The organism is Mycoplasma sp. AC1221, assembly GCF_054353815.1.
Map to the genome: position 1 here is coordinate 1 of NZ_JBTHHH010000005.1, position 18,657 is coordinate 18,657.

11 protein-coding genes, 2 tRNA genes and 1 riboswitch are annotated in these 18,657 nt (G+C 29.5%); of the genes, 12 read left to right on the forward strand and 1 reads right to left on the reverse strand.

Annotated features, from left to right (window positions below; translation table 4 throughout):
* Window positions 1–241: 241 nt before the first annotated feature.
* Window positions 242–408, forward strand: a riboswitch (Lysine riboswitch).
* A gap of 95 nt (window positions 409–503) precedes the next feature.
* The 10 genes from pepF (at window position 504) to ACXYRK_RS01245 (ending at window position 15,077) form a co-directional block, all read left to right on the forward strand.
* A complete protein-coding gene (gene pepF / locus ACXYRK_RS01200) occupies window positions 504–2,345 on the forward strand; it encodes an oligoendopeptidase F (RefSeq protein ID WP_458617668.1) in 1,842 nt (613 codons plus the stop codon).
* Window position 2,346: 1 nt separating this feature from the next.
* Window positions 2,347–5,346, forward strand: coding sequence for an OppA family ABC transporter substrate-binding lipoprotein (locus tag ACXYRK_RS01205; RefSeq protein WP_458617670.1), 3,000 nt, complete (start codon window positions 2,347–2,349; stop codon window positions 5,344–5,346).
* Window positions 5,347–5,401: 55 nt separating this feature from the next.
* On the forward strand, window positions 5,402–6,562 hold the full coding sequence (locus tag ACXYRK_RS01210) for an ABC transporter permease (protein WP_458617672.1): 1,161 nt from the start codon (window positions 5,402–5,404) through the stop codon (window positions 6,560–6,562).
* The gene (locus ACXYRK_RS01215; RefSeq protein ID WP_458617674.1) at window positions 6,563–7,918 is read left to right on the forward strand and encodes an ABC transporter permease; all 1,356 of its coding nucleotides are present in this window, start codon (window positions 6,563–6,565) and stop codon (window positions 7,916–7,918) included.
* 8 nt (window positions 7,919–7,926) lie between these two features.
* Window positions 7,927–8,976, forward strand: coding sequence for an ABC transporter ATP-binding protein (locus tag ACXYRK_RS01220; RefSeq protein WP_458617675.1), 1,050 nt, complete (start codon window positions 7,927–7,929; stop codon window positions 8,974–8,976).
* Window positions 8,969–11,377 carry an ATP-binding cassette domain-containing protein gene (locus ACXYRK_RS01225; protein ID WP_458617678.1) on the forward strand — a complete coding sequence of 803 codons (2,409 nt, stop codon included), beginning with the start codon at window positions 8,969–8,971 and terminating at the stop codon, window positions 11,375–11,377. The genes ACXYRK_RS01220 and ACXYRK_RS01225 overlap by 8 nt, the downstream gene beginning before the upstream one ends.
* Entirely contained in the window at window positions 11,365–11,820 is a 456-nt protein-coding gene (locus ACXYRK_RS01230; RefSeq protein ID WP_458607650.1) for a hypothetical protein, read from the forward strand. The genes ACXYRK_RS01225 and ACXYRK_RS01230 overlap by 13 nt, the downstream gene beginning before the upstream one ends.
* Before the next feature lie 125 nt (window positions 11,821–11,945).
* Window positions 11,946–13,319: a dihydrolipoyl dehydrogenase gene (locus tag ACXYRK_RS01235; protein ID WP_458617680.1), complete on the forward strand. Its 1,374-nt coding sequence runs from the start codon at window positions 11,946–11,948 to the stop codon at window positions 13,317–13,319.
* Entirely contained in the window at window positions 13,312–14,481 is a 1,170-nt protein-coding gene (locus ACXYRK_RS01240) for a nicotinamide mononucleotide transporter (RefSeq protein ID WP_435130212.1), read from the forward strand. Before ACXYRK_RS01235 ends, ACXYRK_RS01240 begins: the two co-directional genes overlap by 8 nt.
* An 86-nt stretch (window positions 14,482–14,567) precedes the next feature.
* Window positions 14,568–15,077, forward strand: a complete 510-nt coding sequence (locus ACXYRK_RS01245) for an adenine phosphoribosyltransferase (protein ID WP_458617682.1) — start codon at window positions 14,568–14,570, stop codon at window positions 15,075–15,077.
* Window positions 15,078–15,114: 37 nt separating this feature from the next.
* On the opposite strand, the gene ACXYRK_RS01250 is transcribed toward ACXYRK_RS01245, so the two are convergent.
* Window positions 15,115–17,964 carry an amidase domain-containing protein gene (locus tag ACXYRK_RS01250; protein WP_458617684.1) on the reverse strand — a complete coding sequence of 950 codons (2,850 nt, stop codon included), beginning with the start codon at window positions 17,962–17,964 and terminating at the stop codon, window positions 15,115–15,117.
* Between the two features lie 326 nt (window positions 17,965–18,290).
* Here ACXYRK_RS01250 and ACXYRK_RS01255 point away from each other — a divergent pair.
* Window positions 18,291–18,365: transfer RNA gene (locus tag ACXYRK_RS01255), tRNA-Cys, on the forward strand.
* Between the two features lie 9 nt (window positions 18,366–18,374).
* Window positions 18,375–18,451, forward strand: a tRNA-Arg gene (locus tag ACXYRK_RS01260).
* Window positions 18,452–18,657 lie beyond the last annotated feature (206 nt).

Below are 18,657 nucleotides of genomic sequence, written 5' to 3' on the forward strand. Positions count from 1 at the left end.
CTTTTTTATCAAAAAAATCGCCGGGGTGGTACCACCCCGGCGTCCTACTTTAAACACAAGCAATTGTGTTTTTTTTATTTTGCTTTAATGATTTTTTTGGTATACTACTTTCTATGAAAAAAGGAACACAACAAATTATTATGACATATATTAATAGACGTTGCAATATTATTAACGTTTAATTTTGTCATAATCTGTTGTTGTTAGTTTAACAGATTACGACATAGTAGTAATCTGTGAGCTAAACTATAGAGGAGCTTTTAACAAGAGTAATTAACCTTGCAGGCATGCTAAAAAGTTAATGAAAGGGTATAAAAGCCGAAACCTAACTTATGGCAGTAAGTTAAGTTGGTAGAAAAGCATAAAAGATTTCTACTCTTTGGTTGAACCATTGGTGCTATAGATTTACATTTCTTATTTTAGATAGTATGATATTAAATACTGATTAAAAAGTCTTGTAAATTTATAAGTTACAAGACTTTTTTCATAACAATAGGAGCAATATGAAAGCAAAGCAATTTAAAAATCATAAGGATATTCCGAGTGAATATACCTGAGATTTAGATGATATTCTTAGTGGTAGCAGCATAGAAGAACTAATTTCAGAGTATAAAAAGGTATATAAAAGCAGAATTTTAAATAAAGATAGCAAATATGATAGCATCGAATCTTATTTAGCTGATGTGATGTTATCGGAGCAACAAACCAAATTAGCATTTAAAATTGATAATTATATTTCAAATAATTTAAATACCGATTTAGTTAATGCGAAATTTAAACAATTAGAATCAGAATTTCAATTTTTATCACACACACTCAATACCGAGTTTGGTTCTGAATCAAATCGTTTTTATGCTAATATGGAAAAAATGAAGGTATGAAAAGACGATCCTCGCTTAGCATCGTATCGTCGCAGTATTTGTGATCAAATCCAAGAATATGAGCATAAATTAGATGATAAAGTTGAAGAATACTTAGTTAATTCAGCATTCGGGCAACCAAATCCACATAATATCTTTAGTATTCTTTCAAATAGTGAGTTATATTATGGAACAGTTAAAACTAAAAAAGGTAAGAAAATTAAACTTAATCCCACTATTTATCAAAAACTTCTTAAATCCGATGATGCTAATGTGCGTAAGCAAGCATATTTAAATTATTGAAAAGCATTTACTAACCACAAAGATACATTTGCCGAATTATTATTCCAACATTTCAAAGCATTGACTACTGAAGCAAAATTACGTAAATATGATTCTACTGTAGCAATGCTAACAGCTTCAGATAAGGTATCAAATCAAATCTTGACGAAACTTTTTAAAAAAGTTGCTTTAAGTAAAACAATATTAAAAAAATATAAGCAATGAAGTGATAAGTTCTATTATCTTAAATTTCATAGCAAACGTCAAAAATGAGATTACTCTCGCGATTTAGTTAATGTTAAAACTTCTTATACAGTTTCCGAAATGAATGAACTTGCTAAAGCAGCATTAAAACCTTTTGGAGATGAGTATTATCAGCAAGTTTGCAAAGCAATCGATGAGCGATGAGTTGATTATATGAGCACCGATACCAAACGAGGTGGTGCTTATAGCATCGGTGGAACCTATGGAATTGACAAAAAATACATTTTAATGAACTTCGAAGGGACACTGCGTAGTGTTGAAACACTTGTACATGAGTTAGGACATTCAATGCATTCGTATTTTTCAGATACTCGGCAAAACTTACCTAATTCAATGTATCCCATCTTCTTAGCTGAAATAGCCTCAATATACAATGAATTTATGTTAGCAGATTATATGTTAACTAATTCAAAAAACGACAAATTAAAATTTCAAATTCTCGATTCAATGATCGCAGGATTTGTCGGTACTGTTTTAAAGCAAACCAATTGAGCTAACTACGAATATGATCTTTACCAAGCGATTTCACAAGGGAAAGTATCTGGTAGTTATGATTCAATTAGTAAGCTCTATTATGTAAATAATTTAAAATACACTCTAACTAAGCAACCATATTCAGTTGCTAATACCATCCAATCTATTTATGTCCCACATTATTACTATGGATTTTATGTATATAAATATGCTATAGGACATCTAGTTGCTACCTACTTTTTTAGACAATATAAAAAGTCAGGTAAAGTTGCTTTAGATAACTACATAAACAACTTTTTATCAGCAGGTGGTAGTGATTATCCAATTGAGATTTTAAAAAAAGTGGGTGTAGATTTAATGAATGATAACTTTTATGATGATGGATTGCAATTTCTTTCAGAAATAGTAGACCAATGAATTAATTTAGGTAAGAAAATTTTTAAAGTAGACAAAAAAGGAAAATAATATGAAAAAAAAGAAATTTTTATGATTAGGATTGTCAGCAAGTTCTCTGGTATTACCAGTTGCTGTTGCTTGTGGTGGTGGTTCGACCACATCAGTAGGTAATCAAGAAATAACCCCAGGCAATGAAACCGGTTTACCGAAACCACCTGCAGATGATAAATATAACACAGCTTTTGCATATCCTAGCAAGCAAATTGATACACAAAAATATCAATCGACTGATACTTTATTAGGAATTATTAATCCACCTGCAAAAACAATTAATCTTGATGGGAAAACCTCTTTTTCACAACAAGCATCAAGCGGATTATATACAGTTAAATACGATTCTACCCATTCTGATTCAAGAAATTTTTACGACCTTTCATTTACCACAGGTGGATTAACCGAATCTACATATGATTCAGAAATTCCAAGATTAGTTGAATTAAACTTTTATGGTCGTCCAGAAGTCACAGAAACTAGTGTGCAAGATACAAACACATTAGAAACAATTAAGACTCGCACAATTCATAAACCATCGGTTTCTAGATATTCATTAGAATTAGCAGATGTAGTTATTTTGACAGTGAAACAAGATGATGGAACAACAAAAGATATGGTTTTTGATCAAGATGATGCTCCATTACTACCAAAACCCGATAAACCAGATGGTAGTTATTCATTGAGTTTAGTTGAATTGCAAAGTGATAATCCTAGATCAATTAACTCCGATACATTTAGACATGCTTTAAAGAAAGCAACTAAGATGTCATTTAGAATCCGAAAAAATCAAAAATGAATTAATTCTAAAGGTGAAGTAACAAAATATCCAATTAAAGCAGAAGATTTTTGAATGGGAGTATTACGTACCTATGCTGGACAGGATTCACTATTTCGTTTAAATAATGGAGGAACCGAAGAAATTGAAAAATTAGCACGTGAAAAATATGTTGTAAATGGAGATTTATACTTTAGAGCTCAAGGAAACAGTTGAACTAATAAATACTTATATGAACTTTATAACATTGATGTAAATAAAATTTTAGATAAAACACAATCAGTACATGTTGAAGGAACAGGCGATGACCAACGTGAATTCTTTGTTTTACAAGAATTAGATCCAAAAAAAGAATCTAAATTTGATTTAGCATATGATAAGTTTTTCTTTAACAGTTATGATTTAATTCCTGCTCCATCACAATATATCGAAGAAACTGTGGCAAGTAAACAACTACCAAACTTCTATAAAAGTGGTGATATAAGTGATTCAGATAAAACAGACATCAAAAACAAAATCAACAATTTACAAGATGGTTTAGCTAAAGAATCTGGGATATACTGATATGGAATGTCAATGGATTCAGCTTTATATGCTGGTAAATATTACTATGCTGGTTATGATGGAACCTCTTTGACTGATACCTTTAAGTTAAATACAAACTATTGAAATCAAAAGTTTGTTAATAATCCAAGACGTGTAAAACTTTTTCAAAATACCTACACTACAACTCCGTTAGGAGATGGTTTTGCAAAATTTAATTATGAGCAATTCAAAGCAGGTTTAACAGCAAGTGCAAATTATAGTAATTTAAAGGCATACCACGAAGAAATTTCAGCAAACCCTGTGCAATGAGGTTTAATAGATGTTCAATCTAGAAATACAAGTCATTCAAATAATGGATTTACACCTACATGAATTCCGCAAAATCAACAAGAATCAACAACTGCTTCATTTATGAATGATGCATATACAAAATTAGTTTATGGAGCTTCATTGACTGATATCAAAGCCGGAACTGCAACTAATACATTAAAAGCAGCTACCACAGGTTTAGGAGCAGAATTTATGAATATTCTAACTGCTTCAATCAACTGAGCATATGTTGCACAAGAGTTATTAACACCTAATCTTACAATTCCGTGAATTTCGGGTTTTGCACAAGATGTAACCATCCGTAATAACGACTCAGATACATCATTGCAATATAATACATTACGTCCATATTGAGACCAATTATCAACTGTGTTTGTAGTAGATTCAAAAACAGGACAAAAAGTTAATCTTGGTGAAAAAATCGGAACCGAATTATCACCATCTGAAAATTCGATAGTTGGTAAAACTGCTGATGATCAATTTAGTTCAAGTGCATTAGATATATTGAAAACAAAGATGAAAGAAGTATTGGATGAATTTTATAAACAACATCCTGATCTTGATAAAGTAGAGGATACAAAGAAAGTAAGATTCACAGTTCGTGCTCGATTTACAAATATTAATTCAGTTCATGAAAATGTTTATAAAGGAATGCAAAAAGTTCTTAATAGTTTATATCCTGATCGTTTTGAAGTTAAATTTGAAAAAAATAATAATAGAAAAGACTTTGATGAATTTTTTAATTTTGGATCAACTCCATACACAGTAACTGGTTGAGGATATGATTATAATTTAGTCGGATCAGGTTTTGATGGATATATGTTTCAAGGTAACTTAATTCAATTATTTACTTGAATTAACACTGATGCAGATTATAAAGCTAAACTTCAAGTAAATTATCCAAACCTTGTTAAAGCAGCTGAATACTGAAAGAAATTTATCGAAGATCCTAAAAACAATGTTAAATTCTCAATTCCACTTGAAAAATTAATTAAGTTGGGAAATAAATACACAAACGATATTTCCACTTATTTAAATCAATATCAACTTAAAACAGTTGACGGAAAAGAACAATTAGTTCCTTTAAGCAAAGAAGACGTGGCAAAATACTTACCACCACTTACAATTTCAGCAAACTTCTGATTATGATTAAATACATCAGATGAAACAAAAGATGTATTTAATAAAAAAGCATTATTAAATATGGTTGCTGAATTCCGTAATTTAACAGGAATGAATATGACTATAACAACTGGAACATTAAAAGATTCATTTGTAAAAGGATTGAGCAATCCAAACTTTATTATACCTGCAACACTTGATAATGCTACTAACTATGGTTCATACGAAGTTGCAACCAAATAATATCCAGACAATTAACGCAAGTTAATTGTCTTTGCATTATTAAATAAGGAGATAAATGACTAAGTATATTTTACAACGGATAGGCTTTGCATTATTAACATTGATTATCATCATCTTTGTTGTTTATACACTTACAGCACAGTTTGCTGACAATCCATTTGTACAAACTGCAAATTCAAAAAACGGTGCTGAAGGTCAAGGTCAGGTAGCATTACAGAATATATCTAGAGAAAGTTTTAAAAAAAGTATTGATTATCATTTTCTACCAAGTGATTGACGTGGAAAGTATGACCAATATCAAAATGTTTGAAAAACCTATAAACTTAATCCAATAATTCGTTTTGGTTATTGGGTAAATGATTTATTTACTAATAAAGCGAATCCATTTGGTTTACCATTTGATGATAAATTATTTGCAAGTTTAGGGGTAAATAGCATCCCACAATTATTCTTTTCGCGCTTAAAATACTCAATTATTATCACTTTACCAGCATTTGTTATTAGTGCATTTTTAGGGATATTGTTTGGAATTTTTGCTGGTTATAAACGTGGTACATGAGTTGATGCAGTGGTAAATTTCTTTTCATTAATTTTTATTGCATTACCTTCATTTATAGTAGCACCAATTTTAATTACTATTTTAGCCTCATCTGGTGTTTCACCAACTGTTGCGATACCTGGAACAGCAGAAGCGGCAGCACAGACTCAAAGTCAAGTTGTTATTTCGTGATTACCACCAATTGTGATTATTGTTTTAGGTTCATTATCGGGTTATATCAGTTACACTCGAAATCAAGTTATTACTGTGCTAACATCAAATTATGTTTTAATAGCAAAATCAAAAGGACTAAGTAGAGTTGAAATATTCTTTAAATATGTATTACGTAATATTTCAATTCCACTTGCTGCAATTATCATTCCATCATATATTGGATTGTTAACAGGTGGAATAGTAATCGAAAGATATTGAAAAGTTCCTGGGACATCACAAATTATTGCTAACGCATTTCCGAATGGTGAAATTAATATTATTATGTTTAATACCTTCTTTTTCACATTACTCGGGGTATTTACATCCGTTTTAGTTGATGTTTCATATACCATTTTAGATCCACGCATTAAATATGGAACAAAAGGTTCTAACTTATGAAAACTGTTCTTAGTTACCAGAAAAAGAAACGAAGAATTTGCTAGAATGAAAGCGAAAGGAATATAGATGACTGCAAAAGAATTTAATAAAAAATATAAATTATCTTTTAATGGTATACAAACTCCTTTTGCACTAGCAAATAACCAAAAAACATTTTCTAATATAGCTGGAAAACCAAAAAAATTACTTTTAGAAATTCTCAAAAGATTCTTTAAAAGTTGACCATCCGTATTATTTTTAATTGTCTTTATAATCGTGCTTTTAATTTCGATTATTGTAACTATTAGTTCTAAATATTCAGCAAATGAATCGATTTCAGACACAATTAGTTTAAATTTAATTGCAGATCAACAAGGTAAAACTATTTTTGGGCCTCCTTCAATAAAATCTTTACCAGCTTCGTATCAACCTTATATAACACTAAAAAGCGCTGGTTTTGAACAAGATATTCCGAAATACAAAGCAGCTTTTCACGAAAATTATGGAGGCTTTTTTGATAAGTTTTTAGATATTTCAAAAGATGCAACTGTCGCTTCGGTTTTAAAAACAAGAGAATATACAGTGCAAGGTATTAATGGACCGACAAAGCAATCTGAAATATTAATTGATATGTATCGTTGATACCGAGTATACAGTGCATATTTGATTTTTGATAAATCAAATATTGCACAAAATTTAAATCAAAACGAATATCAAAGTTTATATGATCAAGCACTTGCTTTAAATCCACAAACAAAATTAGATACTTTTTTAGGAACAACCGCAAAAGGTATCGATATTTGAACTCGATCATGAGTTGGAACTTGAAAAGCACTACGTTTAGCATTTATCGTAGCATCAATTCAAACTATTATTGGTGTTATTATAGGAGCATATTTAGGATTCCATGTTGGTTCTAAAATAGATACCATTATGATGCGACTTATTGATATTTTTTCAGCACCACCAACCCTTATTTGATTGTTAATTGCAGTTACCTTATTCGGTACATCTGATTTAGCCTTAGGAATTGCATTGGTTGTAGTAGGGTGAGTTGGATCAGTAGGGGGAACTCGTTTATTTATAATCACTGTTAAAGATTCTGAGTTTATAACTGCATCCAAATCAGTAGGTGCTTCAAAAATTCGTTTGATTTATAAACATGCATTACCAGGAATAATTGGTAAAATTGCTACTAATTATGTAACTCAAATTCCATCAATTATTCTTTCAGTTTCATCACTTGCTTTCTTAGGATTTTTTAGTAGTGACACTGATGTAAACTTAGGAGAAATAATCTTTTCAGCATCATCTGAAGCAGCACAAAACTTTTGATCATTATTACTACCTGCCTTAATTTTACTTTCAATTTCAGTATCATTATACTTTATCGCATTAGGTGTTCATGATGCTCTTGATCCAAAAGTAATCAAAACTAAATAGGAGATTTTATGCAAGAAAAATTATTAGTTGTCAAAGATCTTAAAGTTAGTTTTAAAACCGGTTATAACAAATTCATCAGCATAGTGCGAGGAGTTGATATTACTATCAACTGTGGAGAAATAGTTGGTTTAGTCGGTGAATCAGGATCTGGTAAGTCAGTTACATCAAAAGCATTTTTAAATATTAATGATAATTCAGTTGTTTCTGCTGAAATTATGCAAATTGATGGAATTAGCTTAATTGATTCAAAAAAAGAAAGTTACTGACAAAAGATTCGTGGACACAAAATTGGTTACATCCCACAGGACCCACTTACATCATTAAATCCAACCCGTAAGGTAGGAAAACAACTTTTAGATGCTTTAAATAAAAATCCAGAATGAAAAAGTAAGCCATATAGTGAAAAAAGAAAATACTTAGTAGGTTTACTTGATAAATTTGGAATCCGTAATTGTGAAAGTGTCTTTGATATGTATCCACATACTTTGTCGGGTGGGATGAAGCAAAGAGTTGTAATTACGATGGTGGTGGCATTAAAGCCAAGCATAATAATCGCAGATGAACCAACAACAGCACTTGATCCAACAGTACAAGCATCGGTGTTAGCTTTATTTGATGAAATCCGTACTTCAATGAATATTGCTATTATCTTAATTAGTCATAATATTTCAGTTGTAGCTAAATTTTGTGATTATATTTATGTTATGTATGCTGGAAAAATAGTTGAAAAAGGAAGCAAAAAAGATATTTTTACCGATCCAAAACATCCATATACATGAGCGTTGATTTCTGCGATCCCAGAAAACAAAGAAGATCGCTTATATTCAATTAAAGGAACACCACCTGATATGAATAATTTACCACTTGGCGATGCTTTTGCTCCGAGAAATGATTATGCATTAGAAATTGATTTTATTAAAGAACCTCCATTATTTGAAGTTTCTTCCACCCATGCAGCTGCAACATGACTGCTGCATCCTGATGCACCCAAAGTTTCGTTAAGTCCCGAATTAACATCACGATTAAAAAGTTTTAAAGAGGTATTTAAAGATGAGTAAAATACTTGAAGTTACAAATTTAAAAAAGTTCTTTATTAATAAAAATCATATTAATAAAGCAGTCGACAATGTTAGTTTTGATGTTTCTGAAGGTGAAATCCTTGGTTTAATTGGTGAATCTGGTTCTGGTAAAACAACCGTAGGACGTTCATTGCTTCGTTTATATGATGATTATAACGGTTTTGTTCGAATTAATGGTAAATTAGTATCAGGGAAGCGAATCTCGCGTAAGACAAATCGCTTTATGCGTAAAAATATTCAAATGATTTTCCAAGACCCTATGGCTTCATTAAATGGACAAAATAATATCTTTAGTATTCTAAAAGAACCCTTAGTGGTAAACCGTGTTATAAAAAATAAAATTTCTGATATTAAAAAGGATTGAGAATCGGTTCAATACAACTTTCATTATTCTTTTTTAGAAGAAGCGCTGAAATTAAAATTGGAGAATTTAAAAATAGCAAACTCATTAAACCAACCTTTTTATAATAAATGAAGTGGATATTTTAATAATTTCGACTTAGATGCAGTTGAAGGAAGTTTTGAAGATAAATTTAATGCATATTTTGCATATTTAGAAGAAAAAAGTAAAAATAACTCACTGATTATTGATAGTTTATACAAGAACACTGAAAAATTAATTAGTTTATATGATCAGAAGAAACAGCAATTTCGAAATGAACAAATTGATTTAGATGAGGTTGAACTAAAACAAGCAAGGGCTGAATATAAAAAACAAAAACAACTGCTTTGACACACATATGAGTATTTTGAATCTAAACAAAATACTTTTAATGCTGCTAGCGAACTAAAAAAATCTTTATTTTCTTGAAGAGAAAAGTATTTGGATTCAAAAAACTCATTAAATAACTTTATTTCAGAGTTAAAAAATGAATCAAAATTACTTTTTAATGAAGCATATGGAAGTCCATATATTGATTATTTTGCTTATAAGGTAAAAATATATCATCTAAATAATCATATTAAAAAGATATTTATAAAGCATAAATCTAAACTTAGATACTTAGATTTTGACGAGTTGCAACAGTTAATTAATCATTTGCAAGACAAATCAAGTGAGTTTTTTAAACATCAACTTAATGCCAATCCATTTGATTTTAATAAACTTTCTGAATTTTCAAAAACTATTAAAAATATTGTGGTTTCAAATTTCAACTTTGATTTATCGGATTATTTAAAGCAATCTAAATATATCCAGGATCAATATCGAAGCGATGCTAAAAGTAAGTGAAAAACCTTTGTAAAAAGCTTAAAAACAACCATTAAAGGATTTTTTGTTAAACCAAAAATAAATAAAGATGCTTTTAACCAAGCAAAACAAAGATTGCAACAAACACAAGAAAACTTCGATAAAGAACTTCAAACTTATATGGATTCATATAAATTAAGAGTTTTAGAACTTAAAAAGCAAGTTCAAGAGCAAGAAGATATTAGTAAATCATTTATTGCTATTGATAAAGGATTGATAGGTAAATTCAACCAAATCCATAAACAATTTTTATCATACTTTAAAGCAAATTATATTGATAAAACTAAACAGCAACTTATTAACAAAAAAGATGATTTGCATTTACATAATAAACTTAAAGCAACATTAAAGCAATATAAAGTTGATTATAAAGTTTTTATTTCAAATGTATATGATAAGTTAAATGGAATTAAATCTTTTGAAATTGAAAGTAGGTATTTAAATAAAGACTTAAAAGCTATTTATTTATTTTTAGGTATATCCAATTATGATATTTTCCTGCAAAATAAATTTTATAAAAAAACAATTAATTTCATCACTAAATTTTGACGGATTCATAAGATATCAAGTCTTTTAACACGTAATACAATATACAAAAGTTTAGAAGATGTTGGTTTGTTAAAACAATTTGCCTATCGTTATCCACATGAATTTTCAGGTGGTCAACGTCAAAGAATTGTGATAGCTCGTGCTTTAATCACAGAACCAAAAATCATTGTTGCTGATGAACCAATTGCTTCTTTGGATATCTCGATTCAAGCACAAATTGTTAACTTGCTTAAGGATTTATGTAAACAAAAGAACATTGGAATGATTTTTATTGCACACGATTTATCAATGATTGAATATATTGCAGATCGGGTATTAATAATGCATTTAGGTAAAATTGTTGAATCAGGGCATACTAATGCAATTTATCAAAACCCAATTCATCCATATACAATTAATTTATTTAAAGCAATTCCTAAAATTTCAAATGCAAATGAGAAATTTAAGGATGTAAAATTTGAACTTTCATATATGGATGAGCAAAAATATCCAAATCTACCTAAAAATCAAGATATTAGCGAAAATGAGCAAACTCATTATGTTTATGCAACAGATGAGCAAATCCGAAAATGAAGCAAATAATGTGAGCAAAATTTACTAATTTAATTAAATCACAGTTTAAAAGCAAACGATTTTATTACATTTTATTAGCATACTTTCTTATCTTCTGGCTTATTTTTGCTATTTCAGCAGGAATAAACCATAAAAAAGATGTAAATTGAATTATTAATGCTTTTACTGCTTCTGCCTTAATAACATTAGCATTTGTATTACTTATTTTAGTGTTTAAATGAGGATTTATGGAACGAACATTTGAAAGATTTCGTGAAAATAAGTCTATTTCATCGCGATATAAAGAAGAAAAAAAGATGTTAAGAATGACTCATGCTGAAAAAGTTGCATACTTAGAGCAAAAAAAACAAAAACAGCAACCCAAAATCAAAAAATCTAATTTTCCGTTTTATTTTAACTTAATAATTTATTTTATTGCAAGTTTAATAGTTGTAATCATCGCTTATGTATAAAACACACTCAGTTGTGTTTTTATTTTTAAAAAAATGCAAAAACATATTAAAAAAATGATTTTTTTACACTTTTTATTATTATTTTGTTTATAATATATGTATATATTTAAAAATAAAGGAGAAATATGAAACACTATGATGTCGTAGTATTAGGTGCTGGACCTGGTGGGTACGCTTTGGCTGGTATTCTATCAAGCAACGGGCTTAAAGTAGCCTTAGTTGAAAAAGAAGATTTAGGTGGAACCTGTGTTAACAAAGGTTGCATCTCTACTAAAACTTTAATTAAGTCAGCAAAAGTTTTAGACACAATCCAAAATTCTGAAAAATATGGAGTTTTCAACAAATACCTTGGATATAGTTTCCAAGTAATGCAAAACCGTCGTAAAGCAAATAAAGAGCTTTTGAACGGTGCTATTAGCAACTTTTTAGCAGGCGCTCATGTTGATGTATTCAAAGGAATGGGTACTGTTGTAGATGAACACAGTTTAACAGTTAATGAAGAAACATTACACTTTGATAAATTAGTTGTAGCAACTGGTTCATCAAATCGTGCATTAAGCATCGAAGGTGCCATGGAAGCATATGAATCAGGATACTTAATCGATTCTGAACAAGCAATGAAATTAGATGCTGCACCAAAAACACTAGTAATTATTGGAGCAGGACCTATTGCATTAGAATTTGCTTATTTTTATAGCACATTAGGAACTAAAGTTACTATTTTATGTAACACTAAATTCTTAGCACATCTTGATCCACACGCTGCTAAGGCGGCTCGTGCTACCTTAGAAGCAAAAGGTGTTATAATTGTTGATGAAATGAACTTAGAATCAGTTTCTAATGGATTTGTAAGTTATCAATGAAAAGAGCAAAAACACTCATTGGCTTCACAAAAAACATTAGTAGCAATTGGTAGAGTAGCAAACCTATCTGGTCTAGATGCACTTAAATTAAAATTGAATGCTCGTGGATTTGTTGAAGTAAACGAATCGATGAAAACTAGTTTAGATCATGTTTATGCTTTAGGTGATGTAACTGGATTATTTATGCTTTCTACTGTTGCTTACAAAACAGCAGATGTGATTGCTAAAGATATTTTAGGATTACAACCTGAAAAATTAAACTTAAACAATGTTCCATGAGCAATTTATTTAAACCCTGAATTAGCCGGTGTTGGTAAAACAGCCGCTCAATTAGAAAAAGAGGGTGTTGAATTTAATGAAGTAATGGTTCCTGGTATGGCATTACCAAGAATGCATGCTGATGGTTTAGCAAATGAATTAGTTTTCGTTAAATTCTTTGTTTCTAAATCAACCGGAGAAATTCTAGGAAGTTTTATGTTCTTAGAAGGCGGACACATTTTAATCAACCAAGTTGCATTCGCAATGCAACAAAAAGTTACCTTTAAACAACTACAAGAATCTATTTACACACACCCAACTATTGCTGAAGCACTTTATTATTCATCACGTACTGTGGCTTTAAAGAAAAATGCTTAAGTTCAAGCAACAAGTTCTTAAACATCGTGACGTAATAGAGAAATGTTATATTGTAATTAACATAGTAGTGTTGGTATATGTTTCACTTTATAATTTTGATTATAAAGTGTGAGCATGACAAAACCCGAACCGTTCGGTTGCAATTATCAATGTTTTAGTTTCATTTTCTGGTATCTTTGGTATTTTAGCTAATTATTTCTTTTCAAAGCATTATAAAATCGCTTATTTGCTAAGCTTGATAAATATTATCTTCTTTATCTGCTTTGCTTTCTATAACTATTTAATTATCGATGGGTTAATTAATTTATTCATATATATACCAATTTTAATTTTTAACTTCCATAAAACATATATTCGTAAAAAGATTGTCTTTGAATACTTTGTTTCGGGTGTTCATACATGAACTTTTTTTGGAATGATTTTTATTATTTTATCAATTGCTTTTTACTTCTTAAATCCACAAGTTACTTATTTATACAACATCACTTTTGGATTCGATCCTGTGCAAAATGCTTTTGGGACCTTTTATAAATATAAACTTGATGGAAACATACTATTATCAATGATTAATTCACTTTCAGTTGTAGCATTGATGATGCTTTCATTAGGTTTTCGAGAAAACTGATATGTATGAATTGTTAAAAACATCATTTCATTCGTCTTCTTTGGTGGAGTTGGTTTCTTTAGCATCGTTGTAATTTTATTAAATGCAGTGTATATGAATATGTCATTATTCTACTTTTATGTAACTTCAAGAAAACAAGAAGTTAGAGTTAAACTACAAACAGAAGCAAATTCGGTTCTCTCAGCACATATGGCTGCTTCGTTAAAAGAAAACGGATATGTAATCTATGATAAAATTGAAGTTGCTAATAAGCTCTCATATGCAGATGCTAAAAAGTTATTAAAAGAATCAATTTATCAATTTAAACCTACCTATGGAAATATGAAGAATATTATTTTATGAGATATGAAGTCCTTACTTCATACCATCGAATCGCGCATTGTGTTGGATAGTAAAATATCTAAGTTAAAATGAGCATTTAGAAAGAAAATTTATCAACTTTCAATTCTCCTTAGACCAAAAATGGATTATACAACTAACATTGAAAAATTACCACATTTATTAACTTCTTTTGATCACAGTTATACATATAACTAGGATTTTATAAAACACATAAAAATTTTATGTGTTTTATTTTTTTGATAAATATAGCAAAAAATAAGCAAATAGTTTATAATTAAAATATGAATATAGCAAAATTAATCAGAAATGTTCCCGACTTTCCAAAACCAGGGATAATGTTTAAAGATATATCACCTTTATTAGCAGACGGAGAGGCTTTAAATTATACAATTTCAAAGATTGCTGATGAGTGCAAAGATGTTGATATCATTGTAGGCCCAGATGCGCGAGGATTCTTATTCGGTACACCCGCTGCTGCTTTTTTAAAAAAACCATTCATAATGGTTCGTAAGCCTAATAAACTACCAGGTGAAGTTATTGCGATGAAATATGATTTGGAATATGGAAGCAATAGTTTAGAATTACAAAAAGGGTTTGTTAAACAAGGCCAAACAGCTGCAATTGTAGATGATGTGCTTGCAACTGGTGGGACTACCAAAGCAATTATTAAGTTACTTGAATCACAAGGAGTTGAAGTTAAAAAAGTAATTGTTTTATTAGAATTACAAGAATTGCATGGAAGAAAATTATTAGGTGAACATACCGAAGTAGTTTCATTAATTAAGGTATAAAAATCACAAATTAGGCATCTAATTTGTGATATTTTTTTTAACTTAACACAAAAGTTTGTGAGTATTCTTTATTGTCGTCATCAATATGGTATTTAAATGTTAATGTGTTTGTATTAGGATCTCAAGTTGAATCGGTGAATTTTTTAACATCTGATTTTTTTGATGTAATTCTATTTGCATATGACGCATCTGCAAAAGCAAATAATTTATTTTCATTTTGCCGTCCCATACCTGATATACCAACATATTCATTTCCTTTGGTTCCGTATTTTTGTAAACCAGGAAATTTTTGATTTTGACTTTTATTTTTCTTTGGCTTCGTTTTCTTTTCGAGTGTTTTTTTTATTTGTTCTTTGACTTTTTCTTTTGTAACACCATCATATAATTTTAATGGAGCAGTTTTAATAGTGTCTTCACTTTGTTTTGGACTTTCTTCTTCATTTTCATTGTCAACATTTTTTGATTCATTACCATCTACAACTTTTGTATTATCAGATGTTTCTTCACTAGTTAGATTATTTTTTGGTGTATTTTCAGTTTTTAATTTTTGTTGTTCTTGCGGGTTTTCGGTTCCGTTAAATGGAGTTCCTGTTTGTGTTGAATCACTTGGTTGGTTTTGTTCATGTTGCTGTTCGTGATTTTCGTTTGGATTAGGTTGGTTATTTTGGCTTGCTACAACTCTAGGTTGTGATTCAGAAGATTTTAATGTAGGTTCTTCTGAATGGGTATCTTTCTGATTATTTTCTTTTGTTGGTGTTTTTGCACTTTGATCATTTGTATTATCATTAGATGTTGGTTCTGAGTTTTCTGGTTGATTTTTAGAAGTTTCACTTGATGTTGTTTGTGCATTTGCATTAGGTTTTTCAGCTTTTAATGCTGCTGGAGCAGGAGGTGTTTCATGGACTGTTTCACCTGAACCAGATTGTATATTTTGTTCATTGTTATTTTTTTGTCCAGAATCAGAATTACCTGTGGGTTGAGTAGAGTTTTTTGGTGAATCACTTTCTGTTTTTGGATTTGTTGTATCCGATGAATTAGGTTTTCCTTGTGAAGTTTTTGTAGAATCTGTGGTTTTTGTTTCATTGTCAGTTTTAGAATTTTCATCATTAGGTGATTCTTCTCTTGAAGAATCTTGATGTTCCGTATTTTGTTGGTTTGTCCCAGTAGAACTAACCCTTTCTTCATTTCTACTTGTTGAGTTTGTTTTTTGATTACCCTTATCAGATGGAGTATTATTTGTTTGTGATGTATTAGGATTTTTTGGATCTTGTTCTTGTGTTGTTATATTAAGTTTGATTTTTTGCTCGTATGTTTTATTTTCACCATCAACTATATATCTAAATGTTAATGTTTTGTCTTCTTCATTTCAAATTGAACTCTCAAATACATTATTGTTATGTTTATTACGTCCCTTCTTTCTAGTTTTCTTAGTTTCAGAGGTTTGTGTTTTTGGGATATCTTTTAATTTTAGTGGATCAAGTCCATCTTTTGTTTTAAAGAGTTTATTATCATCACTTGTACCACCAGTTGCTATTCCAAAAAAGTAAGTGCTATTTTCTGATTTTCCAGCTTTAGTCTCTTTATATCTTTGTAACCCAGGGAATACATTTTTCTTTGTTGACAATCTTTCTTTAATCTTATTATAAATTTTTTCATCTGTAACATTAGGTAATTTTTCTAATGCATTTTCATATGAAAGAGGTTCAGTATTTTCAGATTTGTTTGTTTTTTTGTCTTCATCTGTTTCAGATGTAATTGGAGTTTTTGGAGGGGTACTACTTCTCGCTCCAGATGTTGGTTTTTGTTCAGAACTTTGAGTTTCTTGTTTTGTTTTATCTAAATCAGGTTTTGGAGCAGATGTTCCATTTTTGTTAGTAGGTTGACCATTATCTTTTGTAGAAGGTTCTGTTATATTATTTAATTTAATAATTTGTGTGTATTCTGTTTTGCCACCAATTACCATATATTTAAATGTAATTGTCTTAGTAGCAGGATCTCAGGTTGAATTTAGAAATTTGCGATTATCTTTGGTTTCAGGATTACCATCTGATGTAAGTTTAGTAATATCCAATCCATCTCTAACATCAAATAATTGATTATCAGTTCCGTTTCCTCCACCAGCTATCCCTATAAAATCAGGATCTTTATATCTTTGTAATCCTTTAAAAGGTTTTTTTAATATCTTATCATAAATCATTTGATCACTTATATTTGGTTTTTTAACTAAAGCATTTGAATAATCTATGTTTGTTTCTGTTTGGTTATTCGGATTTTGTTCGGATGTTTTTTCAACTATATTTGTTAAAGTTATGGTTTGTGAATATTGCATTGTATAACCAATTACCATATATTTAAATGTAATAGTTTTAGTTTTAGGATCTCATGTAGATTTATCGAACACTCTATTGCTTTTAGTTTCCTCTTTTCCATCTGATGTAAGTTTACTAATATCCAATCCATCTCTAACTGAAAATAATTGGTTATCAGTTGCATTACCTCCACCAGCTATCCCTATAAAATCAGGATCTTTATATTTTTGTAATCCTTTAAAAGGTTTTTCTAATATTTTATTATAAATTACTTGATCACTTATATTTGGTTTTTTAACTAAAGCATTTGAATAATCTACTTTATCAGGTTTATTTTTTTCATCACTTGGATTAGGATTGTTTTTGATAGGTAGATTTTGAGATTGTGGGTTATTAGGTTTAGGTTTTTCAATAGGATGTGTTGGTGTAGTTTTTGTAACCTGCATTTTTGGAGAATTTAAATCAACTGGTTTTGCTTCTTCTTTTATTTTTGGTGAGCAGCTTACAGCAATAACAATAGGAGTTATAGTTAAAGATGCAATTGATAAGAATAATTTTGATAACTTGTGCTTTTTCATAATTTCCCTTAAATTCCTTATAGAAATATTTTATAATTTATATGTATATAATTAATTATATATATAAAAAGTATGTAATTTTATATAAAATAAATATTTTCATAATTTCCATAAAAAGATATCGTTATTTAACGATTATAGAGTAATAATATCTCATATTGCTTTCTTATATCATATGTTATAAATATAAGAATATATATATAAAAGTATTTCCACATTTTACAAGATAGAAATTAATAAAAATATTTATGTATTAAAATTATAAAAAATCTATAAAAATATTTTGTTTTTTGTTGTTTTTCGCTATAATAATTTAGCAATTTATAGGCACTATAGCCAAATGGCCAAGGCATGGGTCTGCAAAACCTTGAGTGCGGGTTCGAATCCCGTTAGTGCCTCCATAATTAAATGCGCCCGTAGCTCAACTGGACAGAGTGTTAGGTTACGGCCCTAAAGGTTGCGGGTTCGACTCCTGCCGGGCGCGCCATATATTTAATACCATATAAGCCCCGTTTTGGGGTATTTTAATACACTTTTATATAAATTTGGATGCATTGTTGGTATTAGTTTGTAATATATTCAAAACAAAAAAAGTAAACCAGTTTTGATAAAAACATGAAATGAATTTCATATTTTTTCTAAAAAATTCAACAACTTATATAGATAAGAGTATAATACTATCAAATAGTTATT